This is a genomic window from Streptomyces sp. A1136 (assembly GCF_004795055.1).
Classification (GTDB): Bacteria; Actinomycetota; Actinomycetes; order Streptomycetales; family Streptomycetaceae; genus Streptomyces.
The window spans coordinates 57368-83675 of the sequence record NZ_SSBJ01000018.1; the positions used below are offsets into that span (position 1 = coordinate 57368).

The 26308-nt window shown below is 68.9% G+C and carries 23 protein-coding genes; 3 read left to right on the forward strand and 20 right to left on the reverse strand.

The features are described 5' to 3' along the window. Positions 1-5 precede the first annotated feature (5 nt). From E6R62_RS18885 to E6R62_RS18935, 11 genes are all read right to left on the reverse strand, one after another. Positions 6-464 (reverse strand): TadE/TadG family type IV pilus assembly protein, encoded by a 459-nt coding sequence (locus E6R62_RS18885; protein ID WP_240801754.1) that lies wholly within the window; start codon positions 462-464, stop codon positions 6-8. Next, complete coding sequence (locus E6R62_RS18890) at positions 461-904, reverse strand: TadE family protein (RefSeq protein ID WP_136214644.1); 444 nt, start codon at positions 902-904, stop codon at positions 461-463. Before E6R62_RS18890 ends, E6R62_RS18885 begins: the two co-directional genes overlap by 4 nt. Further along, entirely contained in the window at positions 901-1323 is a 423-nt protein-coding gene (locus tag E6R62_RS18895) for a TadE family protein (RefSeq protein WP_136214645.1), read from the reverse strand. The genes E6R62_RS18890 and E6R62_RS18895 overlap by 4 nt, the downstream gene beginning before the upstream one ends. 27 nt (positions 1324-1350) lie before the next feature. Beyond that, positions 1351-1539: a hypothetical protein gene (locus tag E6R62_RS18900; RefSeq protein WP_136214646.1), complete on the reverse strand. Its 189-nt coding sequence runs from the start codon at positions 1537-1539 to the stop codon at positions 1351-1353. A 17-nt stretch (positions 1540-1556) separates the two neighbouring features. Beyond that, positions 1557-2447 carry a type II secretion system F family protein gene (locus E6R62_RS18905; protein ID WP_136214647.1) on the reverse strand — a complete coding sequence of 297 codons (891 nt, stop codon included), beginning with the start codon at positions 2445-2447 and terminating at the stop codon, positions 1557-1559. Next, complete coding sequence (locus E6R62_RS18910; protein WP_136214648.1) at positions 2444-3361, reverse strand: type II secretion system F family protein; 918 nt, start codon at positions 3359-3361, stop codon at positions 2444-2446. The genes E6R62_RS18905 and E6R62_RS18910 overlap by 4 nt, the downstream gene beginning before the upstream one ends. 139 nt (positions 3362-3500) lie before the next feature. Continuing rightward, positions 3501-5066 (reverse strand): CpaF family protein, encoded by a 1566-nt coding sequence (locus E6R62_RS18915; protein WP_136214649.1) that lies wholly within the window; start codon positions 5064-5066, stop codon positions 3501-3503. Continuing rightward, the gene (locus E6R62_RS18920; protein WP_136214650.1) at positions 5059-6000 is read right to left on the reverse strand and encodes a hypothetical protein; all 942 of its coding nucleotides are present in this window, start codon (positions 5998-6000) and stop codon (positions 5059-5061) included. Before E6R62_RS18920 ends, E6R62_RS18915 begins: the two co-directional genes overlap by 8 nt. Further along, positions 5997-6611, reverse strand: coding sequence for an SAF domain-containing protein (locus E6R62_RS18925; protein ID WP_240801755.1), 615 nt, complete (start codon positions 6609-6611; stop codon positions 5997-5999). The genes E6R62_RS18920 and E6R62_RS18925 overlap by 4 nt, the downstream gene beginning before the upstream one ends. Before the next feature lie 118 nt (positions 6612-6729). Further along, positions 6730-7305 carry an ATP/GTP-binding protein gene (locus E6R62_RS18930; RefSeq protein ID WP_240801756.1) on the reverse strand — a complete coding sequence of 192 codons (576 nt, stop codon included), beginning with the start codon at positions 7303-7305 and terminating at the stop codon, positions 6730-6732. Positions 7306-7595: 290 nt separating this feature from the next. After that, positions 7596-8027: a secreted protein/lipoprotein gene (locus tag E6R62_RS18935; protein ID WP_136214652.1), complete on the reverse strand. Its 432-nt coding sequence runs from the start codon at positions 8025-8027 to the stop codon at positions 7596-7598. A gap of 1336 nt (positions 8028-9363) precedes the next feature. On the opposite strand from E6R62_RS18935, the gene E6R62_RS18940 reads away from it, so the two are divergent. Beyond that, complete coding sequence (locus tag E6R62_RS18940; protein ID WP_168714098.1) at positions 9364-10509, forward strand: S8 family serine peptidase; 1146 nt, start codon at positions 9364-9366, stop codon at positions 10507-10509. A gap of 460 nt (positions 10510-10969) precedes the next feature. On the opposite strand, the gene E6R62_RS18945 is transcribed toward E6R62_RS18940, so the two are convergent. The 5 genes from E6R62_RS18945 to E6R62_RS18965 all read right to left on the reverse strand — a co-directional run bounded on the left by E6R62_RS18945 (position 10970) and on the right by E6R62_RS18965 (position 16833). Continuing rightward, on the reverse strand, positions 10970-11392 hold the full coding sequence (locus tag E6R62_RS18945; protein ID WP_136214654.1) for a hypothetical protein: 423 nt from the start codon (positions 11390-11392) through the stop codon (positions 10970-10972). A gap of 46 nt (positions 11393-11438) precedes the next feature. After that, positions 11439-12152 carry a hypothetical protein gene (locus E6R62_RS18950; RefSeq protein WP_136214655.1) on the reverse strand — a complete coding sequence of 238 codons (714 nt, stop codon included), beginning with the start codon at positions 12150-12152 and terminating at the stop codon, positions 11439-11441. Positions 12153-13244: 1092 nt separating this feature from the next. Further along, positions 13245-14186, reverse strand: coding sequence for a replication-relaxation family protein (locus tag E6R62_RS18955; RefSeq protein WP_136214656.1), 942 nt, complete (start codon positions 14184-14186; stop codon positions 13245-13247). Positions 14187-14203: 17 nt separating this feature from the next. Next, the gene (locus tag E6R62_RS18960) at positions 14204-16375 is read right to left on the reverse strand and encodes an ATP/GTP-binding protein (RefSeq protein WP_136214657.1); all 2172 of its coding nucleotides are present in this window, start codon (positions 16373-16375) and stop codon (positions 14204-14206) included. Continuing rightward, positions 16372-16833, reverse strand: coding sequence for a hypothetical protein (locus E6R62_RS18965; protein ID WP_136214658.1), 462 nt, complete (start codon positions 16831-16833; stop codon positions 16372-16374). The genes E6R62_RS18960 and E6R62_RS18965 overlap by 4 nt, the downstream gene beginning before the upstream one ends. A 471-nt stretch (positions 16834-17304) precedes the next feature. Between E6R62_RS18965 and E6R62_RS18970 the strand changes: the two genes are divergently transcribed. Both E6R62_RS18970 and E6R62_RS18975 read left to right on the forward strand, forming a co-directional pair. Beyond that, a complete protein-coding gene (locus E6R62_RS18970; protein WP_136214659.1) occupies positions 17305-17997 on the forward strand; it encodes a DUF6882 domain-containing protein in 693 nt (230 codons plus the stop codon). A gap of 187 nt (positions 17998-18184) precedes the next feature. Then, positions 18185-18763, forward strand: coding sequence for an endonuclease domain-containing protein (locus E6R62_RS18975; RefSeq protein ID WP_136214660.1), 579 nt, complete (start codon positions 18185-18187; stop codon positions 18761-18763). 16 nt (positions 18764-18779) lie between these two features. Here the strand turns inward: E6R62_RS18975 and E6R62_RS18980 are convergent, their stop codons facing one another. The 4 genes from E6R62_RS18980 to E6R62_RS18995 form a co-directional block, all read right to left on the reverse strand. Then, positions 18780-20168, reverse strand: coding sequence for a hypothetical protein (locus tag E6R62_RS18980; protein WP_136214661.1), 1389 nt, complete (start codon positions 20166-20168; stop codon positions 18780-18782). A gap of 99 nt (positions 20169-20267) precedes the next feature. Continuing rightward, positions 20268-21419 (reverse strand): C40 family peptidase, encoded by a 1152-nt coding sequence (locus E6R62_RS18985; protein WP_136214662.1) that lies wholly within the window; start codon positions 21417-21419, stop codon positions 20268-20270. After that, positions 21416-23761, reverse strand: coding sequence for a hypothetical protein (locus E6R62_RS39590; protein ID WP_168714099.1), 2346 nt, complete (start codon positions 23759-23761; stop codon positions 21416-21418). Before E6R62_RS39590 ends, E6R62_RS18985 begins: the two co-directional genes overlap by 4 nt. Further along, positions 23758-26301, reverse strand: a complete 2544-nt coding sequence (locus tag E6R62_RS18995; RefSeq protein ID WP_136214663.1) for an ATP-binding protein — start codon at positions 26299-26301, stop codon at positions 23758-23760. Before E6R62_RS18995 ends, E6R62_RS39590 begins: the two co-directional genes overlap by 4 nt. Positions 26302-26308 lie beyond the last annotated feature (7 nt).

The window sequence follows — 26308 nt, forward strand, 5'->3', positions numbered from 1 at the left end:
CTGGTTCAGCCTCCGGCTTGGGTGTGCAGTCGGGCGTGTGCCGTGCCGGACACGCTGATCGTCGACCTACCCACGAACTGGGCGAAGTAGGTGTTGTAGGTGGAGTGGACGGTGACTTCGACCTGGCCGCCGTCTGTGACGGTCACAGTGCCCGAGACGTTCTGCGTGGCCAGGTAGTCCTGGGCGGCGGCGACGGCGGCATCCGGGTCCACGGTGATCTCGGTGCCCTGGACGGCGGCCGGGACGTTGAGCTGCTGGCCGGCCGCCCGGGCAGCCTCCTGCGCAAGGCCGGTCGCCTTGTTGGTGGCGTTGAGGGCTCCGCCGCCGTCGACCAGCAGCCCCATGATCATGATGATGCCCACCGCGCTCAGCGCGTAGAACGGAGACAGCGATCCCCGGTCCCCGCCGTGGCTGCGGATCCGGTCCCGCAGGCGGGCGATGCGGCGGCTGAGGGCGGTAATCACTGGCGGCCTCGGTAGGAGTCAATCGGGCTGGTCCACGATGCCCGGAGTGTGCGGGATCCAGGGAGCCCTGGCAGTCCGATCTCACCGAGCGGCGCAGTGCAGGCGACCGTCACGCGGACGGTGGCCTCCTGGCCCAGGTCGAGGCCGTACCCGGAGGTGTCGACGGAGACGCTGGAGGAGGCACAGTGGATGCCCTCGCCGCCCAGGCTGCGGGTCGCGGCGGCGGCCCCGGAGGCCTGCGCGGCGCCGGCTTCCCGTTCCAGGGAGGCGGCGCGGGCGGCCGCGCGGGCGGCGCCTTCCACGGCGCCGGAAGCGTCCGTGACGCGTCCGAAAGCGATCATCAGGAGCATGAGGGCGATGATGGCGGGGGCGAGGATGACGGTCTCGACGGAGTAGCTTCCCCGGTCCTCGTGCCAGTTGATGCGCCAGGCCCGCTTCACCGGGCCTCCACCCAGCGCTCGACCGGTGCCTCGGCGCTCTGGACGACGTCCAGTTCGAGGCCGGGGACGAGGGTGGCGACGGTGCCGCGGACGGTGATGCGGATCTGTTCCGGTCCGCTGCCGTCGGCCGACACGGACGCGCCGCGGACGCTGCCGTACTTCGCGAGGAGGTTCTGGGCCTGGGCGACGCCGTCGCCGGGGCCGGCGCCGAGCTGGCGTCCGGCTTCGACTCCTTGGGTGGCGGCGGAGCGGGCGACGGAGCGGGCGTAGAAGAACATGCCTGTCTGGATCGCGGCGAAGACCAGGAACAACACGATGACGGCGAGCACGGCCAGCTCCACGCTGCCCGAGCCCCGGTCGCCCTCGTCCCGCAGACGTGCGCGTAGGCGCCGCCACCGGTTGATGACCTGGTCTTTCACGCCGCTTCCTTCCTCCTGATAGGTGGTTCAGCCGCTGATGAGCGGGATCTTGGCGTCGGTGAACGTCTTAATCGCGGCGACGACCGCGATCGCGATGGCGATGACGACGCCGGCGATGACGGCGAGCTCGGCCGAGGTCTGGCCAGCGTCGCGCGGGCCGTTCTTCAGACGCTCCACACGGGCAGCGAGGAAGGTGGTCAGGGCTCGGATGTACATAGTGTTCTCCCTTGGGTTCAGCCGTTGAACATGGACACAACGGGCGGCAGGACGACAAAGACCAACATGAGCAGCACGGCAAAGGTGACCGGCAGCACCATGGAGGTCGAGGCCTCGTTGGCTTGGGCTTTGGCATCGGAGAGGATCGCGACGCGCAGCTGGCGGGCCTGGGCCTGGAGGGTGGTGTAGACGGCGGCGCCGTCGCCCGCGAGGGCGAGGGTGTCGGCGGGTCGGGTGAGTTCGGGGATGTCGAGTTCCTCGCCGAGCTGCTTGAGGGCATCCCAGACGGTGACGCCGGCGAGGTCGGCTTCGTAGAACGCCTGCCGCATCCGTTCAAAAATCCATCCATCGCCGACGTCGGCCGTGTCGGTCAGAGCCTGGGCGGCACCGGAGTTGGCGATGCGTGCGAGGGCGACGCGGTCGAGGTAGGACGCGGCGGCGTGCCGTACGACGAGCCGCGCGGCCGCGGCCTCCTTGCGGACTTCCTGGCCGGGCCACAGCCAGAACAGGACTGCCAGCCCGAGGCCTGCTGCGGCGGGCATCACGAACGGAAGGCTCACGCCCAGCATGGACAGGAGCGCGCCGGCCAGCTGGGGCAGGACCAGCCCGTAGAGCGCGAAGAGGAACCTCTTGCCCAGGTGCTCGGCCGGGCTGATGCGCAGCAGATTGAGGTCGCGGACAGGCAGGGTGATGCGCTCGCCGAACGCGCTGAGGAGGCGGGTGCCGACCTTCTCGGGCAGGGACCCGGTGCCGGTGGCGGTGATGCGGGGCTGGCGGGCGATGTGGTCGGCGTCGAGCCGGTCCATGACCGAGACGACGTCAGGCCGGGCCGGCAGCAGGGCACGGATGGCCACGCCGGTCAGTGCTCCGGCGGCCGCGGCGGGCAGGACCGCTTCCATGGGGATCATCGGACGGCTCCCGTTACGGCCGGCTCGGTCTGAGGCAGGGGGTTGAGCAGGCGCGGGTCCGGCTTGGTCGCGGCGGCCCGGCGCAGCCAGGACAGCGTCCAGGCGAAGAGCCCGCCGAGGATCGCGAGGGCGATCTGGCCCATGGGGCTCTGGTACCAGGCGGACCAGGCTTCATTGAGCATGCAGCCGACGAAGACGATGCAGATCACGATCGAGACGATCCGCGAGGATTTGCGGATCTTGGCGCGGTCGGACTCGATGTCGCGGGCGTCGGCAGCCTGCTGGTGGATCGTCACCGCGAGCGCCTCCAGCGCGGTGGACAGGCCGGGGCCCATGTTCGCCGCGTGCGACTGGAACAGCAGCGCCACGTGGTCGACGACGCCGTCGCCGAGCTCGTCCGCGAACAGCGCGAACGCCTGCTTGGAGTCCATGCCGGAGCGCAGCCGCTCATCGAGGGCTCGGACGTTGGCGGCGATGGGTGCGGGCGCGTTGCGGGCGCTGGCGCGGATGGTCTGCACGAGGCTGATGCCCGCGGTGTGGATGCCGGCCAGGCCGTTGAGCCACTGCCCTATCGCCTCCAGGCGTTCGATGCGTTGCTCGGCGGCGACGCCGGGGTTGAGGAGGAAGGGGAAGCCGAGGACCGCGGCGCCGGCCAGGACGCCGTGGACGGGCCAGCCGGTCCAGGCCCACACAGCAAGGACAGTGGTGCCGGCGGTGGTGACCAGGGCGCGCCAGCGGCGCTGCCAGGCATCGGGCAGGCTGGCCTTCGCCGCGCGGAGGCGGCTGGCGCGGCGGGAGGCGGGCTTCGCCGGGTCCACGACGCGGCCGCGCCACTCGCGTACGGCGATCAGACCGGCGAGGACCATGACGAGGGCGCACAGCGCGGCTACAAGGGCGAGCTGCGATGAGTTCACCGCGCCTCCTGGATCTTCTGTTCGGTCATCAGCTGTGAATCCATCACACGAGTGGGCCGGCGAGGACCATGGCCACTCCTGTGAGAGTGGCGGCGGCGTAGGCGGCTCCGCGGCTCACAGGGCCTCCTGGTCAGGTCGTTCATCGCGGCTTCACCAGCTCCAGGGCCGGGCCCCAGGCACCCTCGGGGTTTTGGGTCAGCCAGCGGCGGTCGAAGGTGCCGGTGCGCTCCAGGACGTCTATGAAGGAGGGCATGTTGCGGTACACGGCGCGCGGTTCGTCGCCGTGGGGGGCGAAGAGTTCGCTGGTGGTGGGGCGGCCGCCTTCGCCAACGACGTCGTGGACCTCGTAGATGTGGGAGACGAAGCGGTGCTTGCGACCGCCGATCGCCGTTTCGTCGAGGTAGGTGAGGTATACGACCACGTCGATCGCCGAAGCGATCAAGTGGTTGGCGGCCTCCGTCTGCATGCCGGCCTCGGTGCACAGCTGCACCAGGCGGGAGATGATCGCGTGCGGACGGCGGACGTGCAGGGTGCACATCGAGCCGGAACCGCCCGCGGACATCGCCTGGAGCATGGGCAGCACTTCGGTGGAACGGACCTCGCCGACGATCACCCGGTGCACGTTGTAGCGCAGGGCCGTAGGAAACATGTCGCCGATGGACACCTCGCCACTGGCATGGCCGCCGCGGACCTCGCCGTTGGACTGGCGAGCCTCGAACGCGAATGTGAGAGGGCCCGGCTTGTCCGGCGGCCCGGGCTCATCCAGGTAGAGCTCGCGGTCGGACTCCAGGGTGGCGATCCGCTCCCCCGGCGGGATCTCCCGTCCCAGCGCCCGTAGCAGGGACGTCTTCCCTGCGCCCATGTCGCCCACGACCAGGATGTTCAGCTTCGCCTGGACACAGGCCAACAAAAACGCCCTCAGCAGCGGATTGAGCGAACCCCAGCGGACGAGTTCGTCGATGCCGTGCTGACGGATGCGGTGCTTTCGGATGACCACCGAGGGGCGGGTGGTGAGCAGGCTCGCAGTGACACGGGATCCGTCGGGCATGCGGAACCCCACGTTCGGGGTGGCCTGCGTCAGGGCGCGCTCTCCGTGCCCGGACAGGCCCGCCATCCGGTTCACCCAGGTGATCAGCTCCTCGTGCGAGTCGGCGACCCGCTCGATGGTGCGGCGGGGCCGGTCGTAGTACTCGATGTGCGCACGGACCCCGTCGACCATCACGTCCTCGACGCCCTGCTCATCCAGGAGGCCCTGGAGACGGCCGCCGCGGAACATCGCGTCGAACACGGCCGCACCGACGGCGTGTTCCTCGGCCGCCGTGAGCCCCGGAGCACCTTGTGAGTACTTAGAGGCCCAGCTCGCGACAGCCTTCGTCACCATCGAGCGGGCCTGGGCCCGGCGATCGTCCTCTTCCAGCAGGCGGCTGGGATCGTGCGCGGACAGCTCGGCGGACACCTCAGCCTGGAGCGCCTCGATCACCTCCCAGCCCACCGGCAGCTGCCCGGGCAGCCCCGCCAGCTTCGGGACGGTACCCGGGCTGGCGGCCGCCGCCGGGCGGGCGGGAGCCGGCAGAGCAGGCGCCGACACGGGTGCGGCCGCGGGCTGGGGGATTCGAGTCGTGCCGATGCGGCCGGTGAGGAGTCCGGCGATGTCAGCGGGGCCGTGCGCGGTCGGCCCGTCAGGGCGCTGCTGCGTATCAGACACGGGGGTCCACCCGTCCCTGGCCCAGGCGCTGGAGCACCCCGGCGACCTGTGGAGCGGCCGGTGCAGCCAGTGCAGCAGGAGCCGGTGATGGCTGGGCGACCGAGGACGGCTGAATGGCCGGTCTCAGCTGAGCGGTCGGGTACTGCTGGTGCAGCGCCCGGCGGGAGGCGGCCGCCTGGAGGTGGCCGAGCGCGGTCCGGGCCGAGCTGAGAAGCGCGGACTTCTTCAGCCTCCGTGGGGCACCGGCGGTGCCGGCCAGGTAGGCGGCGGTGTCCGGCTCCCAGGGCAGGGCGGCCATCACCGGCAGGCGCAGCGCCTCGGAGACCTCGTGGGGGCGGCGGGGGCCGTCCTCGATGAGGAGGACGCCCAGGGCGTCGGCGCCGGTGCCGCGGTCGGTGAGCTCGTTGCGCAGCGGCTCGGTCATGTGTCGGGCCAGGGCGAGGGCCTGGTCGGTGGCGCGTACGACGAGCAGGACCAGGTCCGCGCCGTGGAGGAGCGGTGCGGGCGTGAGGGTGGAGTGGAGGCGGCCGGACTCCAGCGCCAGGCGGCCAGCATCAATGACGACGTCGAAGCCGCCCTCGTCGGACAGCACCCGCATGACCTGGGCCAGGGCGGGCCAGGTCCGGGCGAGGGCCGGGGCTTGAGCGGGGTCGGTCAAGCCGGGCAGGACTTGGCGGTGGCCGGAGGAGTCGATACCGACAAGGTGGCTCGCGAAGGCCTGCGCGAGTGCGTCCTCGCCGGCGCGCTCGGCGACTGCAAGGTGGTAGAGGCCGGTCCCGGCCGTGATCTGGGCCTGGAAGAAGCCGGCGCGCAGGGTGCCGCCGGCCGGGTCGCACTCGGCCAGCAGCGAGGGACGCGTGGAGGACAGTGTCATCGCGAGGGCGCTTGTGGTGACACCGCAGGACTTCGCGCTCACCAGCGCGGTGACGGTCACGACCCGCTCCGCACGTCGCGAACCAGGGCCACGCGGCCCGACGAAGCGCGGGTGGCCAGCAGCGGCCCGTCCGAGGGTGCCACCGCGAGGTTGACGACGACAGCGCCGGAGGCGTCGGGCCGGCTGACCGAGACGACGACCGCCTTTACGGAGGTGGGCGGGGCCTCGGCGCCGTCCTTGCCGGTGGGCTGCTCGCCCTGGCCAGGCACGGTGACCGCGAGAACCTTGTCGCCGGGCACCAGGGAGCCGGCCGGGGCCTGGCCGCGCTTGACCTGGACACCGACCTGCTGCTTGTCGTCACCCAGGCCGGTGCCGGGCTGGAGCTGACCTGCCACGAGCAAGCCGCCCTTACGCAGGTCGACGGCGGGACGCTTGCCCACGACGCTGGCACGGTCGGTGGCTGGCATCGGGGCCAGGGCCTTGTCGGCGGAGACCTCCGCGACGACGACATCCGCGTCCGTGAGCGGCTGCCCGGCCGGGACGTCATTCGCGATGGCCAGGACCTTCGTACGGTCACCGACGGCGGACACGGCGGCGGCCGCGCCCAGGGCGGCCGCGACGGCCAGCACGGTGCTCAGGGCGGCCGCGGCGTACCGGCGTTGCTTCTTCACGGGGGCCGCGGTGGTGATGGGGAGTTCGGTGCGGGGGCCGGCTGGACGCGGCACCGGCGGGGCGGCGGGGGATTCCATTCGGGGTTCTGCCTCTCGGGGATGTGCAGCCGTGCGCGTACTAGTTGAGGACCTGGACCTCGGCGACGTTGATGTCCACGGCGCTGGTGCGGATCTCGGTCAGCTGACCGCCCTGGGCACCGCCGGTGACCTGCCAGTCGATGGACCAGGTGGACGTCGCAGTGACGTGGTACGTGCCGGAACCTGTGGTGGAGGACGGCTTGTCGTAGCGGTGCCCGCAGTCCGGGGACGGCGTCTTGCCGTACTCCGGCTTGTAGGGCGTGCCGGCGGTCGTGCAGGTGACGGTGTGACCGTCACCCATGTCCCACACGATCTTCGACACCCGAGCAGTGGCCGTGACCGACACCGGGCCAACTGATGCAGAGGCCACGTTCGGGCCGTACGTTTCGGGGCCAGTCTCGGTCCACATGTAGACGGGCATGCCGACTACACCCTTGCCGCCCGGCTTCGGCGTGATGCCGATAGCGGCCCCGCGCAGCCGCATCTTGTCGACGGCCTGCCGCGCCACAACGGCGGGGTCGATCACCGGACCTCCGCCGCCGGGCGGCGCTGCGGTGAAGACGTTCTTCACGTCGCGCAGGCCGGTCTCGTTGTCCAGGCAGTCTTCGATGTACATCGAAACACCAGGCTGATGACCGCCAGACCCCCATAAAGCGCTGTCGTCTGACGGCTGGGGGTCCGCCAGGGTGTAGGTGCAGCTGTAGCGACTGTTCCCTCCCCCGGTATCACCGCCTCCGCCAGTACCGCCACCCCCGCCTCCCGGGCGGCTCCCGCCCGGGTCTTCGGGCAACTCAACGCCGGTGCAGACGTACTCGTCCGGGCACGGCGGATCCCCCGGATTAGCCATAGCTACCGACGTGGACAGGGACGCAGCCAGGGCGAGCGCGGGAATCAGGCTTCTGCGCGCTAGCACGGCTGATCCCCGTGAGGAGTGCTCTTGAGGACCTTCCAGCCGTCCTCCCAGCGCTCGACCAGAGCGATGACCACATACTTGGTTGCCCTGGTGGAGGGCAGCGGCGCCGGCTTGCCGGTGTCTTTCTGGATGACCTTCCACGGCAAGACGTCGAGGCAAGCGGAGATGGTCACGTTGGGAGTCTTCTTGTCGAGCTCGGCAGCCGTGACCGTCGGATTGGTGAGCACCGGAGCTCCGGTCATGACCTGACCGAGCGTCTTCAGGTTGGCTACACCGGCTTGTGCCTTCGCGAGCGCCTCCGCCGCGGTGTAACGCTGCAGTTCGGTGCCCTCGATAGCGGGGACCGCGTAAGCCTTCGGAAGCTCGGTCCAGTAGGACTGATACGCAGAGATGGCTTCGGCCTTGGCGGCCTCGGCTGGGTCCATCGAAGCCGACTTGCTGGGCGTAGCAGAGACCGCTGGAGCCGGGGATTGACTCTTCTGGTCCGCCGTCCCGCTCGACGAGGTGCAGCCTGCAGTGAGGACTGCGCAGAGAGCAAGGAATGCAGGGACTGCCCGGCTACTGTTCCGGCCAGGCTGATCGAGTCGTGCCATGGGTACTACTGCCTCCCCGTAGACCAGAAAGCCGCCCGTCCGGTACAGACCTTTACGGCCCCGTTTTCAGCGGCGTGAACCACGACCTCCAAAGGCGGCCGGACTGTTCCCATACGTTACGCAGAGACGGCCAACATCGAAAGCCATTAGTGCAGTTCACGGCCACGCGGACGGTGCAAACCGGGCGTTTCCACACCCTGGCGGGACCTTCTCGGAATTCAGTCCGACGTGTGAGGCCACAACAACCGGCGTCTCGGCAACCAGCAATGTCGATTCATCTTCACTTCAACCTCGGAACAAACTTGGCTCAATTCCTATTCGGTATGGCTTAAAATCAGCGCAACCGTCGACGGATACCCCAGGCCCGTCGCGCTGTCATCCAGCAAGCCCCCGCCCCTTAGAAGTCGTACCGGCTAATGGGGTGTTTTTCGAAGCTGACGGAGACCCCGAACGTGGGGGCCGGATTTCGTGCGGCGGGCGGTGGAGCTGCCGACGGGGACCCTGCCGGTGTACGCCTCGCAGTGGTCGGCTGAGCAGCACCGCGCCCGGGTCCGCAAGCTGGCGCGAAGCACGACGCGGCCGGTGTCCGCGCGGTGGCCGCAGAGACGATCCATGCCGAAGGAGGCGACGAACGATCTGACGGACCTGATCGACATCGCGCTAGAGCAGCTGGTGGAGGCCGGGTTGAAGCTGTCAGCCGTCTCGACACTGGATGCGATGGCCTCGGCGCTGCACGGTGAGGTGAACGCCGCGATCTGCGTCGGTGTGCACGACCGGTTGAGTGAAACCCACCGGGCCCGGCTGCTGCCACCACCAGGAGATGGTGACTCGGTAGGCCTTCTCGGCATCGCCGAGCGCGGAGAGGGCGTGCGGAGAAGGGCCGGGGTCGTCGATGAGGGAGGGCTGTACCGCAACTACTCCCCCCCGGTCACGAGCCGTACGGCCGCTGTGGGACGAGCTGTTGCCGTCGGGACCCTTCGATACCCCCCGCCCGGTTCCCCAGGGATGTGCCGCAGCGTGGATTGCGCCGGAGTACGGAAGGTCAGGTGCAGCGCCGGATGGACGGTGTGATGAGGTGGGTCCGCGCGAGATTTCAGCGCACGGACACAAAGGGGCGGAAATGCAGGGCACCATACGTCGACACTCGTCGTGGCGGAGGGCGGCAGCCGTGATCGTCGCAGCGTGGACGGTCAGCGCAGGCACCGTGATACCGGCGGCCGCCGATACCGACCCGCAGCGCTACCTCACGAAGATGAAAGCCCCAGAGATGTGGAAGGTCGCAGACGGAACCGGCATCACCGTGGCCGTCGTCGACAGCGGCTTCAGAGAAGTCCCGGGCGTGCCGGGCGAGTCCGTCCTTCCAGGCGTGTCGGTCATGTCACCGCCGATGGAGCAGCCGGACAAGAAATACCCGGCGCACGACGATCTCGACGGGCACGGGACGACCATGACCGCAGCCATCGTCGGCGACGGCACAGGAGGAGCCCCCAAGGGTCTGGCTCCCGGCGCCAAGGTCATGCCCGTCCGCACCAGCCTCGGCACGCTGCAGGAGTTTGCCGCAGGCCACGAAGGTGCCAAGGGGATCCGGTACGCGGCCGACAACGGAGCCAAGATCATCAATTTGAGCTGGGGCGATGACCTCGCCTACGAAGTGGTCAAATCGGCTGTCCAGTACGCCCAGAGCAAGGGGGCACTCGTCTTCGCAGCCATGGGCAATGATGGGGACAGCAACAACAATGGCAGCATGCTCACCATGATTCCGGGAGTCATCGGCGTAGGTGCCGTCGACGACGATGGTGGCGTCCTGGCGCTCAGCTCGCACGGGCCCGACACGGACTTGTCCGCCCCCGGCGGCAAAGTCCCGATCCGCTGCACCGACAACAAGGGATGGTGCGTGGGGGACGGAGGCACCTCGTACGCCTCCGCTCTGGCCTCCGCCTCGGCCGCGCTCGTCTGGTCGGCTCACCCCAACTGGACCGCAAACCAGGTGGCCCGGGTCCTCATCCAGACCGCCGGCGGCCCCCGCGACGGCGCCAAGCGCAACGACTATGTCGGCTACGGAGTCGCCCGCCCCCGCGTGGTGCTACTCGATCGCCAGGGAGACCCGGGTGCGCCTGACACTGACCCCCTGGCCCCCGCCCCCGTCAAGGCGCCCACCCCCAGCGCTGGACAAACAGCTGCGGCGCCGCACCCGGCGGCATCCGCGGATGCGGAATCCCGAAACTTCCCCTGGCAGTGGCCGGCACTCGGCGCCGTCGTCGCTGCGGGCCTCGGCATCGGCACCACGGTGCTCGTTAAGCGCCGTCGCAGTTGACTCATCCGGACTCACCGCCGCGGTTACATGGATGCGACGCGCTGACCGGTGAATATGCAGCCGCGCCCGGTGTAGACCGTAGAGGCCCTGTTTTCACGCGCGTGAACCCCAGCCGTCACAAGCGGCCGGGCTGCCCCCAGAGGCCAAGGTTTCACCCTCCTTGTTGACCCTTCTCGGCATTCAGTCTGATGGGCGAGCTGGCGCAACTTCTGCGTCAAATGCCGAAGTCTCACCCACTCGAATGCACTCAACAGCTGCGCCATCCTTCGCCCGAACCGGAAGCCATCCACGGGCTCGCAGGATCGGAACGAGCCGAGCGGTAGCGGCTGGGGGGACAGCCGCCGATGTCGGCTCAGGCCCCGCTGTACGGAGCGCACCGGCCCACGTATGCTGGCGACGACTGCTGTTCAGGCAGAAGGAGGCCCCCACCTTGAGGTGGGGGCCTCCTTCATTGCCTCGGCTAGGCCACGCTTCGCAGCTTGGGGGTTCCCTGCGTGGGCGGCACCGTCTGGTACTCAGGCAGTTTCAGTGGCGGGAGAGTGCCTGCTCTCATGTCTTCTAGTGCCTGCGCGAAGGCGTGGTCCATAGCTTCAGCGCTCTCGTATCGGGCGGCGAGGGGATGCAAGCTGTAGCTGTTGGCGCGCTGGCTGCGCTCGCTCGGAGTGCGCAGCACCACGTTCAGCTCAAACAGAGGGTCCAGGAGCTTGCTCACGGCCGCAGGGCTGACCTTGTACTCGGCTGACATCGCCTGTTGGGACGGGAGATTGCCCGTGCCTGTGTCGCTCCGGAAGACGAGGTAGGACAGGAACTTCACCGCGGCTGCCCCGATCGGAAGCGCCCAGATCCGTTCGGTCACGAGGGGGGACATCACTGGTTTGGGCATCAGTTGGGGTCTCCTTGGTCGTGTCGTCGAGGTATGTGGGCGCTGGTCATCCTGCCGCTCCCCTGGCTGGAGGCTCCTCAAAGTCGAGCATCTGCTGGCCGGGCAGACACTTGGGGCCGACCTTGTGAGGGAAAGCTTCGGGCTCGTTCCCGTGGTCGGAAGCGATCTCCTCTAGGACGTTCTTCTGTTCGCCACTGTTGCCAGTGAACCAGAGGGTGACGTTCAGTCGGATGCGGCCGTATCCAGCACTTTCGAGCCAGCCCCACTCCATGAGGGTCTTGACAGCCTTATTGACGGTCGGGCGTGTGATTTTCTTCGCGCCAGGTACGTCGTCCAGCAACCCGTTGAGGCCGTCGGTGATCTGTTGCTGGGTGTACGAGGTGATCCCGGTGCCCTTCTTCTGGCCACCGGCGACGTACAGAAAGACTGCGGCCTGGGATCGGGAGAGGACTCCGGCCACGAGCAGCTTGGCCATCCACTGGGCGAACCAGTTGGAGGTAATGCTGTAGCCATCCTCGCCAGCCATGTTGTGGATGCTGCGAGGATCGTTGCCGCTGTAGTCGATGCTGATCTGGACCCGTGGTCCCCCACGGGATGTGCTTCGCCGAGCCGATGGTGGGGCGACGTTCGTCGGCTGCCCGATGTGGCCGGCCAACAAGCTGACGATGTCATCGAGAACGTCATCGCCGTTCTTGGGCGCATCGGGCGGTGTCGTGTGGTTGGGCCGGCGCTGTGCTCGCGCCGGCGGTTCAGGCGTCACTGAGCCTCCTCCGCTGTTCAGGCAGGGGGGAGCCTATCCCAAAAGTTTCCGTCAGCTTAAGTTTTGACGGCGCGTCGTCCATGCAAGTTGCTTGTCGTGCCTAGCGCCAGCGGCCCGTAACTTTCCGTCAAGGAAAGTTACGGGCCGCCGCACCTGGTCAAAACTTTCCGTGAAGTTAAGTTTCAGGGCTGGGACGCAGGGGTTTTCGTGAGGGCGCTGACAGCCAATCGCGGAACTTTCCATAAGGGAAATTTTTGATATGAGTTAGGGCTGAAACTTTCCGACAGGTTAAGTTTCGCAAGTCTGCGGAACACACATGCTGGCTTCGGTCCGCTCCTTCTTGCCCTCCGGCCGAGGGCTATTGAGGTCCGCGCGTACGCGTGACCTGCGTGTTCTTCACATCACTGGCCGACTCCCCAAACTTTCCGGCAGGTTAAGTTTTGAGGTCAAGTGTCATGGCTGGCTTAACACATTCGACCCGCAAGTGTGTCCGCCAGGCTCGCGTTCCACCAAGAAGCAGCAGGTCAGAGGCCTACAAACTTGCCGCTCTCTTACTAAAGAGGGCCACGGTGAGGGCCCGCTCAGCCTCAGTCCAGTCCTCGACCGGCTCCGAAGCCACACTTCACTCTCTCCGCTCCTCCACATACCTCAACCAACGCTCCTGTACGGCCTTCCACCTGCTGTCGTATACCGGCAATGGCTTGCCCCACCTCAGTTGGCTCGATCATCAGCCACCCCTTTTGCGGCCCTCGTCCCCAGTGAGGGCGCCCAGCGCCCGAGGGGTGCACCGGCGACCGTCAGGGAGCCGGGGCAGGGGGCGAGGGGGCGCGGGTCCAGGGCGCCCAAGCGCCTGGCGAGGGGGTCTGGGGGGCGAGCAGCCCCCCATGCCAAGGCCGGTCCAGCGCGGCCAGGCGCTGGCGGGGTCCAGGGGCTGGCCCCTGGGATTCACGGTCCGCACTCTGCCGATTACAAGATTCACCGCTCGTTGTGCGTAGCAACTTTGTTGTACGTGACGGCGCTTGCGGGGTACTCAGACTCAGTCTTTTCGCAACCGGTCTGCCAGCAAACGGCCGGTGGCCGCGTCTATCTGACTCAGGCCACGTTGGCGAGCCCACTACGGAGCCAAGCATCTACGGGTTCGGCCGAGCCGAGGACTGGTGTGAAGACCGGTTGGAAAGGGCCGCGGGTGCGGAGTTGGTCGAGAGTGGTGATGCCGGCCCGCAGCGCAGTAGAGGCGAGCGCGGGGTCGCTGATGGCGAGACTGCGCAGGTCAGCGATCCGGCGAGCGAGGCGGTCCTCGGAGGCTCCCGTCAGCACGAGCAGGAGCCGGGGGAAAGCCGGGTACCGGTAACGCCAGGCCGGCATCGCGGCCTGGCGCCGGGGCCCGCGGGTTCCCTTGGCCGTCTGGGGCTGAGGCGCGTACTCGTGGTAGGCGGCGTACGCGTGCAGTTTCTGCGCGAGGCGGGCGATCGTCATCTGGGTGCGGTCGACCTCCACGAAGAACGTGAGCAGGGTGCGCTGCTTGCCCTGGGTGTGGACGTAGTTGAGGACGGCGTCCGGGACGAGGCACAGCTCCTCCCCGGGTCGGGCTTCGTCACGGTAGTAGTGGGCGATCTCGGGCGACCAGTCCAGGGGACCGCACTCATGGCCGAGGCTGCTCGCGTGCTCGACGAACGCCGCTCCGGTCTCGACGACCGCGAGGGTGTGCTCCTGGAGCGGGCCGAGCGCGGCCTCCTGGCTCATCCGGTACGCGCGTGGCTGGAGCAGGCCCACGGCCTCGACGGACTGTGCCCCCTTCTCCGTCAGCCACCACAGCAGTTGCGTCTGGCCGGCGCTGCGTCGGCCCACGGCCTCGGCGAAGCCGGCCTGGCGCAGGGTATGAAGCTGGCGGCGCAGGAACTCGGAGCGGGTGTGGTGCGGGGTGATGAGCCGGTGAAGCTGCATCGTGGAGACGAGACGGTGCTGGTAGAGGACCTGGGCGGCCTGCTGGGCGACCTGGCCCAGCCCGGTGGGGGCGGAGTGCGGGTATGGCATGGGGTGCTCCCCTTCTTCTAGTCGATGACGCTGGTGGGGTCGCCAGCGCTCGGGCCGCCGGGGCGCCGGCCGGTGTGGTGGGCGAGGACGACGGGGTCGAGCTCTTCCAGGTCGGCGAGGATGTCACCGAGGGGGCGGCGGTTGAGGTTGGTGTCGATCGCTTGGTCGAGGGCGGGGATGCCGGCCGGGTTGTCGTAGTGCGCGAAGATCTCGTCCACGGGCAGGCCGCGGACCCGGAAGGGCGTGGTTCGGGCGCCGTTGAGGTTGACGGACATCACGTAGTGGTACTTCGGGAGTTCGGTGATGGTCTCCGGGCTGATGTGGCCGTTCCACCTCTTGGCGACGAAGGCCGCCTCGTCGTAGTCCGCGGCGCAGGTGCTCAGCCAGCTCTGGTTTTGCAGGAGGGCCTGGCGGGTGATGGCGGAGAGCCGGAGTGCCATCTGTGTCATGCCGATGAAGCGGACCTCGTACTTGCGCAGCTGCTCGGCGATGGCGGCGAGGAAGCCCTTGCTGCTGCTGTCGAGCGCGGTGAGCTCGTCACCCCAGGCCCAGAAGGTCTTCCGCTGCTCGCGCGGGGTGTCCTGCCGGGAGAGGCCGGCGCGGTGCAGGTCGTGGATCAGTAGGCAGCTGACCAGGGCGTCGCTTTCGCTGCCGGACGGGCAGACGAAGACGACCTTGCCGGTGTCCATGGCGTGGCGGACGTCGTACGCGGAGCGGGGGCTGCCGAAGAAGCCCTGGAGGCTCTGGCTGGTGTCGAGGCGGTCGATTGCGTAGGTGACGGTCGGCACCGCGTCGGGGCCCAGCTTGGGGAACGTGGTCTCCCAGTACGCGCGGACGCGGTCCGGGAGCTTGCGCAGGAGCCTCTCGCGCCAGTCCTCGTCGGTGAGCCAGGTGCGCAGCTGGAAGAGGGTGCACTGCGCCTCGGGGTGCCCGGCCTGGACGGCCTTGAGGTTTAGCAGGGCCAGCGCCTGGGAGGCGCGGGCGAGGATGGTCCGGGCGCGGGGCGCGTTGTCGCCCCAGTCCTGCGCCGCGGCGATGCCCTCGGTGACGGAGCGGACGATGTCCTGGACGTCGGAAAGGGTGCGACCCTCCATCGACAGGGGGTTCCAGGAGACGACGGGCTGGTCCGGGTCGGCCTTGGCGAGGTTGATCTCCCAGAGCCGGTCGAGAATCTCCGGGTGCGCGAGGTAGGGCTTGGCCCGGGCCCAGCCCTCGCCGTGCGGGTCGAGGAACCAGCAGCCGTAGCCCGAGTGGGCCATCGCGATGCACTGCACGAGGGCTTCTTCAGTCTTGCCGTGGCCGGACTTGCCGAGCTGGAGGCCGAAGAGGAGGTCCTGGACGCGGGCGCCAGCGATCCGCTCGCGGCCGTCGGGATAGACCACGGCGCCGAGCGGAATCAGGTCGTGCTGCCCGGTGTAGACGGGAAGGTCGGCGGGGGCCGGCGGGACCAGGCCACCGGAGCGGACCACGCTGGAGGCGGTGCACTTCACCGTGGGCGGCTTCAGCCAGCCCGCAAGCTCGGGCACAGTCAGCCACTGCCGGCGACGAGGTGCGAACTCCCCAGTGGCGAACCGGCGCTCGAACCGGCCGATCGCCCACTTCCGCGGCCGATGGGCCTTGAGGTAGTTCTCCCCCGAGGTCATCGACAGAGCGGCGATCAGCTGGTGCATCCGGGCCAGAGCCAGCTGCGGGTGAGCGGCCTCGGTGCGCAGCAGGATCTGCACGGCGAACACCGCGCCCGCGCTCGGTTCGAGCTTGCCGACGCCGTCGCGCAGGTCGGTCTGCCGCGGGATCCGATCGGATCGGTTGGAAGCGCCGGCACCGCCGGACCAGGCGGAGGTCGCCGAACCCCAGAAACCGCCTCCGCCGAGGCCTACAGTGAGGCGCTCGCCGTACGCGGACGGGCCCCGTCGGGCGGCCCGGGCCATCAGGCGCCGGCGTCGGCGGACCAGGCGCCGCTCGGAGACCGGGACCAGGTCGAAGACCGCCTCGGCCTTCTCCCCGTCCTCGGTGCGCACGGAGGCCATGGCCGCGGCCAACTGCTGGAGCGGGTCGGGGCTCAGGCCGAGGGAGGCAAGGGCCTTGTAGTCGGGCAGGCCCAGGGCGAGTTCGGTGCGCTGCACGTACCGGCGGGCGCTCGCCGGGGCGGCTGCCTGTGCCGGCTTGCCGAGGGAGATGACGGCGGTCACGGAGTTCCTCCCGGGCCGGTGAAGTGGACGGGGTGGATGTCGGCCTGGCCGTGCTGGGTGCGGACTTCGACCTCGGCGAAGCCGGGCATGTTCAGGACGGCGGCTGCGGCCGCCGGGCCCTCGATGTAGCAGCGCATCTTCCCTGCCTCGGCGGTGTAGCGCAGGCGCACCGCGGAGCCGCGGGCCGGGACGCCGTCGGCAGCGTGGTGGACGCGGCTGAGCTGGCGGGCCCAGCGTCCGACTTCCCCTTCGCCGGGGTCGAAAGTGGCGGTCGGGATGACCTCGGCCTGGACTCGGTCGGCGAGCGCCTCCCGGACGAGCGCCGCGCGCCGGATCGTCCACCACACCCACACCGCCGCCCCGATGACGCCGAGGGCGACGAGGTACGGCGCGGCGGCGCTCAGGACGGCCTGGAGCTGGGCGCGGAGTTCATCGACCTGCACACTGGGGATGTTCATGTCGGCCAGCCCTGAGTCGCACAGGGCGGGGCGATGTGCTGCACGATGCCTCCAGGTCGGGAAGAAGAAGCCCTTCACCTGGACCAAGTAGGAATCGGCGGTTAGTCCAGACAGCACACCCGGATGCTTTGCCTTTTCTTTGCGTCAGGGTGCGGTCGGCATCGAGCCGCTTGTCCGTTGGCACTCAATCGGACGTTTTTGACAGCGAACACGCCAGAGGCGCCCGCGAGGCTGCCGCCGAGCACCCCCCGCCGGACGCTCCACACACGCATCCTTCTCAGCGTGACCGTAAGCAGGCTTCCGGCCGAGGCAGCCAGGTAGCCCAGGCGCGACACGAGGTGACATGACTCTGAGTCCCCGAGCACGCCTAGTACTGGCAGCCCTACATCGTGATCACTGTGAATGCCTCGCTGTGCTGATCAGGGTTGAGGCCGCTGAGGGCCGTCAGACGGCTGGGGCTAAGCTGCCCCGATGACCACGGCCTTCTCCGACGCCTTCCTGCACGCCGCCGAGTACCACGCGGCCTGGGGCGTACAACAGCTGGAAATGATCGACCGGGCCTTCCCGTCTGGGCCGTGGACGGCAGATCTGGACCAGTGCCGCTACGAGTCCGGCGGCCGAAGCCTTCGAGTCGGGCTGCTGGGCAGCTACGACCTGGCCGAGCAGACCTGGCTGTGGGGTTGGGCCAACCCGGGGCTGCGCGGCAGCAAAGTGGCTGCAGCCAGCGCGCGAATACCCGAGTTCGGCCGCCGTCACGGCATCGTGGAGTTGCAGCAGGAGGGCGTGGCGCTAGCCCGATTCGCTGATCCGCGCCGTGCCGCCGAGGCGCTGGCCTTCCTCGGCATGGCAGTACTCGGCGCGCCCGGCTACATCGGCCAGGAGGCCGGTCCGCAGACCCGGGTCTACTTCGTGCCGCAAGATCCGCAACTCCAGCCCGCGCGGCTAGACCCGGTCGCTATGCCGCGCCATCTGCTCACTGGCGCACAGCTTTTCGCACGCTCACCGCGGCTGGTCGTCAACGGCTGGTTCGCCCTGCACGGCGTCCCAGTGCAGGAGGCCGCCGACCAGATCACCGCGTCTCTGCCCAGCGGGGGCGCCGCGGTGGTCTCCTTCGACTCTGCTGGCCGCATCTCAGGTGTCAACGCCGGACCGGTTTCTGCCTAGCACTCCCCGTGGATCTTGATCTTCACGGCCGGGTGCCAGCTCGTCTCTGGTTACTGCGGTGTCAGCCTGCCCGTCCCAAGGCCCTTGCCAACGAACATAGTCGGCCTGGTAAGCGCACCGCCGTCGTCTACCTTCGCTGAAAAGGAAACCGCTGTCGGCTGTCAGTAGCGGGCTCTAGGCTTCCGCCATGCTTTCGCCGGACGACATCGTGAAGGCCATGACGCGGATCGAACTCGAAGGTGACGGTGACTTCTGCGACCGCTGTGGTGAATGGGCAGCCCGTCTTCGCCGCGGCCGTGAGTGCCAGCCGTGCTATCGGCTGCGTCGGAGCATCGCGATGTACGGGCTCACCATCGCCCGCTACAACGCCATCTGGCGCGCGCAGGACTTTCGATGCGCCCTCTGCGGTGACAATGAGGAGCCCTGCGACGGGGGCATCCCTCATGTCAGACGGCGACCCTGGCAGATCGATCACGATCACCACTGCTGCGGCATGAAGGGCTCCAGTAACCGCTGCTGCGTCCGTGGGCTTCTGTGTCGTTCGTGCAATCTGAACGAGTTGCCCGCCTACGAGCGCAGGCGTCGTCTCGGCAGGGGCATCCCGAACGCGGTGATCGATGCCTATCTCAACGATCCTCCGGCCCAGCGGCCGGAGGCAAGGGTCATCCGCGGTCGTGACGACGCCTACCTGCCGACCTCCTGGGCGTTCATTCACGACGCCGAGGTGGTGGAGAACGGGCACATCGGGTGGTGGCCAGGCAGCTGAGGTCCGGCGGAGCCATTCAGGGGCGGGCTGGCTTGCGTACGGCCACGAGGACATGCTTGTCACTGTTGAGGGTGAGGAACACGCCCGCCCCGTCTGCGGAGTGGGCGTAGGGGACCTCCGTCCCGGCCTCAAGGGGTTTCGCATTGCCGCTGGGGGTGCTCAAGTCCAGTTGGGCGACCACGTTTGTGCCGCCCTCCGAGGCGTCGGGCACTCCCCCGTACGCGGTGCCGTTGTCCTGGATCGAAGCCACCAAGATCGTCTTGCGGTTGCCATCACCCTGCCAGCAGATGCCCCGCTTGTTCTTGAGGTCGAAGGCCACGGACCCCGCGGCCAGGTACTGGCCGCGGGGAGAAGAGACCACCGGGTAGTCGCGGCTGGGTTTGTCGCTTTTGGCGATCTCCTGGCCGCAGACCAGTCGGGCCTGAGGCGCTCCGGTGTGCAGGTCGTGGACTGACCACACGGGGGTGTCTCCGGCCGACGCCGCTTGCCAGCTGATGAGGGCGTATCCGGCCGAGACGCCGTAGACGGTGCCGTTCCAAAAGCCCAGAAAGCCTGACTTGGGGTTGATGCCCGTGGGGGTCAGGGTGTCGCTGAAGTAGCGTCCGGGGATGCCGAAGCCTCCTCCGCCCATCGCGACGAGAGGGCCGTCCGGCGTGGCGGCGACGACGCGGCTGGTATTGCACATAGGGGCGGTCCTGCACTGGGTAAGTAGCCGGTCGGCATCCTGCTGGACCGCCACTTCTCCGGTGGTCATGTCCACGGTCGCTCCCCGGTTCGGAAAGAACCCACTTTCCCCCCAGGCAACGAGCAGCCGACCGCCCATTGCCTGGACGTGGATCTCGCCAGGGTCGGCCGACACAGGCACGTCGACTTCCCGCAGGGGCTTGACCGATTCCCCCTTCGCGTCCGCCGGGAAAATCGCGAGGCGCACAATCTCGGCGCCCTCGTGCAGCTGATCCTTGCCACGCACGCCGTGGGCGTAGGCCACCACGTATCCACGGCCATCGATCTCCACGCCCGTCAAGTCCGGGATCTCTGCCGGCCCGCTGGAGGCTGTCTGGGCTTCGGCTACCGGGGTCGGTGCCGACCAGGGAGCAGACCGCCAGGCCAGCTTGCCGTTGCTCTCGCGAGCGGAGACGGTATAGCCGGCGGACGACGCTTGCATGAACGCGACGGTCTGAGACCGAGGTACCACCGTCACTGGCAGCGTCATCACGGACTGCGGTACCCACGAGAGCACCTCGTCCCATCCCTGCGTGGCATCAAAGGAGGGCGGCACGCTCAACTTCGTGAGCGGCGCGGTGGTTTTGGTGTCACCGAACCATCCTGGCGGCTTGTTCCCCGCGGTGTCAGCACCACTGGAGCAGCCTGTGGCCAGTAACGCCAGCAGAGTTGCTGCGGTCATTGCGTGTGCCGTGCGCATCTTCTTGCCCTCCCCGGGGCTGCGTTGATCTTCGCCTGGACAGTAGCAAGCTGTTATGACATGTCATCTGAGTGTTGGGAATCAGCCGACGATGCGCCGAACGACCAGAATCGGGCCGAGGTTGGCCTGCTTGGTGACTTCCACGACACGCCCTGGCTTTGGTGCGTGGACGACGTATCCGTAGCCGATCGAGAGGGCCACGTGTTCTGGGGCGGAGGCAGAGCCGACGGCGAAGAGCAGGTCGCCCGGCTGGATCGCGTTCGTGGGCACAGCGCGCCCGTCGTTGATCTGGGTGTAGGTGGTGCGGGTGATCTCCTTGCCGGCCACGCCGTACGCGCGCTGTGTCAGTGAGGAGCAGTCGCATCGCTCGGCAGGGTTGCTGCCGTGGGGGTTGGTGCAGCTGCCGCCCCATTGATAGGGGGTGCCGAGTTGGCCGAGGGCCCAGCGGATCGCGGTCTGCACCTGCATCGGTGCGGTGGCGGGGATCTGGTAGCCCTCCGGCACGGTGCCGGGTGGGATCTGGCCGAAGTCCACGTTGCCGGCCGGGCTGGCACAGCCTGCCCCGCCGAGCCCGGCCTGTACCGGCATGGGACCGGCGGGCGCTGCGCCGAGCGTGGGGGCGATGGCCTGCTGGAGGGCGGTCGCGAGGGGCTCGTGCTTGGCGTACGCATCGGGGAAGGCGCTGGCCTGGACTTTCTGCGCGGCTACCGTGACGGGCATCTGCTCCCAGTCCTTTATCTTCACCAGCCCGTCGTAAAACTTGCCGGACGAGTAGACGGGATCCATGATCTGCTCTCGGGTTCCCCACCCCTGAGAGGGTCGCTGCTGGAACAGGCCGAGGGAGTCACGGTCACCGTGGTCGAGGTTGATCAATGTGGACTCCTGGAGGGCGGTGGCGAGTGCGATGACCTGTCCGCGGGCAGGCACCCGCTTCTGGATGCCGGTCGCGACGATGACCTTGGCGTTGGGAATCTGTTCCTTGGGATCGGATAGCCCGGGAACGCTGACGTCGCCGCTGCCGGCCAGCATCGCCGTGACCTTGCGGGCGATGTCGGCGGTGTTCGGGTCGAGGCCGGCCTGGCTGGCACCGGGGCAGCGTGCCGAGGCCGCCGCGGCCTCGGCCTCGCTCTGGCCAAGGCCGGCGACGTGGGCGGCGATCGCGGCGAGCAGGACCAACGCGAGGCCGAGCAGCCCGGCGACGCCAGCCAGCCACCGCTTAATTGACTTCTTCATGAACGGCCCTGCTGGCGGCGACGGCGGTTCAGCTCCCACTGCTCGTTACGGCTGAGAGAGGTGTCACTTGGCCGGGACTGGGGCGCGGCGGTGACGCGACGTGTGACGGGCTGGCCCGAGGCGCCGCGGTCCAGGCGCTGCCGGAGCTGCTGCTGGCGTGATGAGGCGGCCCGCTGAACCGGCACCGGGTGACGTGGCCGGTGCCGCCGCTCTGCCGTGGGCGCAGCCGGCGGGCTGGCCTGCTTCGGCGTAGCGGTCGCCCGGCTGCTGCTGTTGGCCGGGTTCTGCGCCGGGTCTCCCGGCAGTTGGGGCCCCGGACTAGCGGATGCGCCGGGCGGTTGCGCCGACGGGTTCGGCGGCTGGTCGCGCTGCGGCGGTACGGGGGGTGTCGGGCCCGGGTTGCTGGCGTTGCCAGGTTGGGGTTGGGGTTGGTGGCCTGCGGGCCGGGCCGGCCGGGTGCCGCGGCCCCTACTGGCCGACTGAATCCGGTTCATCAGGGCGACCGTGCTCACGCTGGACGATGTGGCGTAGCCGAGGGCGGCCATCGGATTGCCCGAGGCGAGGACTGCGCCCACCATCGCGGTCCGGGCGGCTGCACTGGTGACCTTGCGGGCGACGCTCTGGTTCCTCGCCACCGGGGTGGAGGACGGGGTGAAGGCGCTGCCGTTGGTCCCGCCGATCCGGGCGGAGGACATCTTGGCGCGGAAGTTCGCCGCGACCTGCTTCGACCGGACGGTGAGGGCTTTGCGCTTCTTGATCGCGCCGATGCACACGATGTCCACCGCGAGGAAGCGCAGGGTCAGTTCATTGCCCCAGTCCTGCTGTACGGGGTCGAGGACGGCCTGGATGATCAGGATGAGGACGGCGAGGCCGACGATGGAGGCGAGGAGCTGGCCGAGTGAGTGCAGGACCGATGCCGCCCAGTCCCACAGGTAGGCGCGGCCGGCGCCGGGCATCAGGCCGGCCACGAGGGCGGGTTCGCCTCGTACGGCGTCCCAGGCAATCCGGCACTGCGCGACGAGGAAGCTGCCGGCGAGACCGGTGATCAGCACCGCGACGATCAGGGCGGCGACGAGGAGGAAGATCGCGCCGCCGACCTTATCCATCGAAGCCCGCTTGGCGGCGTTCACGTCACCCGTGACGCACTCCTTCTCGAAGGCGTCCATGGGCGGGTTGCCGAAGTGATCGAGTGCCCACTGCTTGGCGAGGGGCATCGTCCAGTCGGCGATGGCGGCGTTGGACGGGTCGAAGTAGTACCGGTAGCTGTTGAGCTTCTTCAGCCGATCCGTCTGCTGGGTCACCGCCCGATCGAATGCGAGCTGCGAGATCTTCGTGCCGGAGTACTTCTTCGCGCAGTCGCCCTCGAAGACCCGGCCGTATTGGAGCAGCATGGCGGGCTTCACGATGAAGGAATCGGTCAGGGCGTTCGTCAGGGGGCGGGAGAGCGCGCGGCTGCTGGCCGAGTCCTCGTCATCGGGGAGCTTCTCCTTCTCGCCGGGATTGGCGTCGAGGATGATGTCGGCAACTTCGAGGGCCAAACCGCGGGCGGCAGCGATGGCACCGTCCTGTTCCCCCAGCAGCATCTGCGGGGGCGAGGAGAGCAAGGTGGCGGTGAGCGCGGCGATCAGGATGGACAGCGCCGCGTCGCCCACCCCCTTGGCCCGGTCCCCGAAGAAGATCCGGATGACGGTGAGCAGTGCGCACACCGACAGGAACAGGCCGGGCAGCCCCATCTGAATGATGACTTGAACGTGCAGGCTGTTGGCGACGGACAGGATGGGTGCCAGGAGGAGCTTGGCGAGGCCGAAGCTGAGTGCCCAGGCGATGAGCCAGCAGCAGAACGCGATGACCCACTTGGTGATCATGAAACAGAGTTCCGTGATCAGATTCTCGATGCCGAGGTCCCAGTCGGTCAGGCCGCCAGTGTCGGACTTGACGGTGTAGGCCGAGATCGGCAGGTTCCCCGAGTCGGTGACGTTGAAGACAGCGAGGACACCGCCCTCGTCGGGCAGCAGCTTGCGTAGCCTCTCCTCCTCGGCCTTGAGGGCAGCCTCCTGCATGGCGTCGGAGAGCCGCATGTTGAGCTCGCCGAGCATCTTCTCGATTTCCGCGAGCTCTTCGGGGGTGGGCGTACGCGTACCGGGTGTTGCCGGGGTGAGTGGGCTGACCGGGGGCGGGCTGGTGGGAGTTGGGGACGCGGACGGGCTCGGCTCGGCGAGAGCCGGCAGTGAGGTGAGCATGGTGAAGGCGGTGGCGGCGAGCGCCGCGAGCACGAGAGCGCTGCGGAGCCGGATTGCGCCGAGCAGGCGCAGCCGGGCCCACAGGGAGTGGCAGGTCCTCATGCTGCTGCCTGCTCGGTGGTCGGGGTGGTGTGGATGACGCGCTCGATCGCACGGTCCATGGGGATAAGGACCCGCATGAGGCCGATGCGGCCGGCCAGGTCCCGGTAGAGGCACTCCCCCGCGCGGGCCCGGCGCTGGTTCTCAGGCAGGCCCAGCGGTGAGAGGCCACCGGTGACCAGGTCGAGCAGGTCGGTGTCGGTGGCGTCCACTCCGAGGAAGTCGAGACTGCGCGCGGCCAGCGTGCGGCTGGTCTGCCGGAAGACGAACCGGTGCGGGATGAGGCCGCGGACGATCGCGCCCTTCTCGCTGTCGGCCGAGCCGATGTCGTCGGCGTCGTGGCTGCCGACGTACGCGGCTGCGTTGCGCTTGCGGCCGTCGCGCAGCAGCTCCAGCAGCAGCTCCAGGCCCTCGTCGCTGGAGGTGAGCCACCAGCACTCGTCGAAGACCGTGACCGCGAACTCGTCCCGCGAGCGCATCGCAGTCTCACGGGAGACCGCGGCAATCAGGTACATCAGCGCCCGGCCCAGGACCTTCTCGAACTCCAGGCGCTGGATCCGGTGCTCGCTCGCGAGCTCTGACTTCTTCGGCAGGGCGAGCGAGGACACCAGGAAGACGACGGAGTCCGCGCGGTGGGTGTCGACGACCGGCAGCGTCTCGTCGAAGACGACCCTCGCCAGGTCCTTTCGGGCGACCGAGGCGAGCTTGCGGGCCAGGCCGTGAGCGGCCGCGTCCCCGGCGCCGCGTGCGGTGAGCTCCTCCATCAGGGCGCGCATCGACGGCTCAGGCCGGGCCAGAACCGCCTGGACCGCCTCGGACAGGGCGACGCCTTCGAGGTCCATCGGCCGCACCCCGAGCAGCAGGGTAAGGAAGGACTCGGTGAAGCGGGCCGCGACCTCAGGGCTGCTCTCCCTGTAAAGGCGCAGCGGGTCAAGGGAGACCTCGGCGGTGTGGTCGATGCGGATCAGCTGGGTGGTGCCAGGGCAGGCCTTCGCGAACCGGGCCCATTCCTGGTCTGTGGTGCGGTCGACGATGACGGCGCGGCCGCGGCTGCCGGGCCGGCCGAGCTGGTGGCCTCGGGCCAGGACGTTGTAGACGGCGCTCTTCATGCCGACGGACTTGCCGGCGCCGAGCTCGCCGAGCCACGCCATCGACGCGCTCGCGTTCTCGCGGGGGCCGCGGGCAGGGTCGATCAGGACGGGGCGGGCGCCGCCGGAGGCGACCTGGAGGCCGTAGAGGCCGCCGCGCTCGTCGCCGAGCTGGGAGCCGCACCACGGCATGGCCATCGCGAAGTCCCGCGCGAGGAGGATCTGCGCGTAGCCGGCCATGACACGGGGAGTGCGGCAGCCGGGCAGCATCGCCTGCCACAGGCTGGCCTGTTCGCCGGCGGGACGGGAGAAGGTGTAGTCGGTGGAGCCGAAATCGGAGGCGAGGGCTGCGGCGCGGTCCATGGCGTCGTCGGGGCTGTTGCCCCACACGGCGAGGGTGACCATGGCGCGGATCTCGACCTCGCGCCGGTTCGCCGTCAACCTCTCGTGGTACTCCTCGTTGTCGGCCTGGTTACGGGCGACGGCCGCGGGCGGGCCGGCCGGGTCGCCCTCGTACTCGGCGGCCTGCGCCTTGAGGTGACGGGCGCGCTTGCGGACCTTCGGCTCGGCCTTCGAGCCGGGGACGATGACCAGACGCGCGGTCCAGTCGACGGGGTAGGCCAGGTCGTCGAGCTGCTGAAGGTAGGCCGCGCCCGGGAGGGCGAACGCCTCGGGCATCTCGCTCAACGCCAGGAGCGCTTGGTAGGAGTCGCCCCACTCGCTGGAGACCTGGAGGAAGCGCCGTGTGAACGGGTTGGCCGGCAGCGTGGGGCCGGTGTTGAAGTCGGCTCCGCCCTCGCCGATGAGGATCTCCCCCAGCGCCGCGATGTTCCGGCCGCGGCCGCGGACCGGGGTCTCGGTGCCGTCCGGGAGGAAGGGTTCGGCGAGCCCGCGGCGCGCGGAGTGGCCGTAGATCCACAGGATCTCCGCCTCGGAGGCAGGGCGCATCGAGACGCCGGTCGGCCACTGGGCCTGGATCCGCTGGGCCTGCTCCAGGCGCCGGCGCACCTCCGCGTCGGTGACGACCGCAGGCATCAGCCCGAGCTGCAGGGAGACTTCCGCCCGCGCCGCCCGGAACGCGGACATCACCGCGTCCTTCTGCGACAGCGGGGGCAGGGGGAGCGCGAGCCAGTCGGTGCGGCCCGTCAGCTCCATGGTTTCCAGCTGGTCCAGGACCGCGTGCCCGAGGCTCTCGTAGCGGGGCGCGCGCTGCAGGTCGATGTCGTCGACCATGGCGCGGACCACGGCGGTTGGGTCGATCTGCGGGCACAGGCTCATGAGCATTGGCTCGCCGGTCATCGCCTTGAACAGGCCCTCCAGGGCCTTGAGACGGCGCTTCTTCACGGCGGCCGGGGCGTGGGAGTAGTTGGTCGCGGCGACGCGCCAGACGGCCCAGACGGTGCCGTGGGTGGTGAAGATGAGGTTCTGCTGGACGTGCCGGATCGGCAGGCGCATCGTCAGT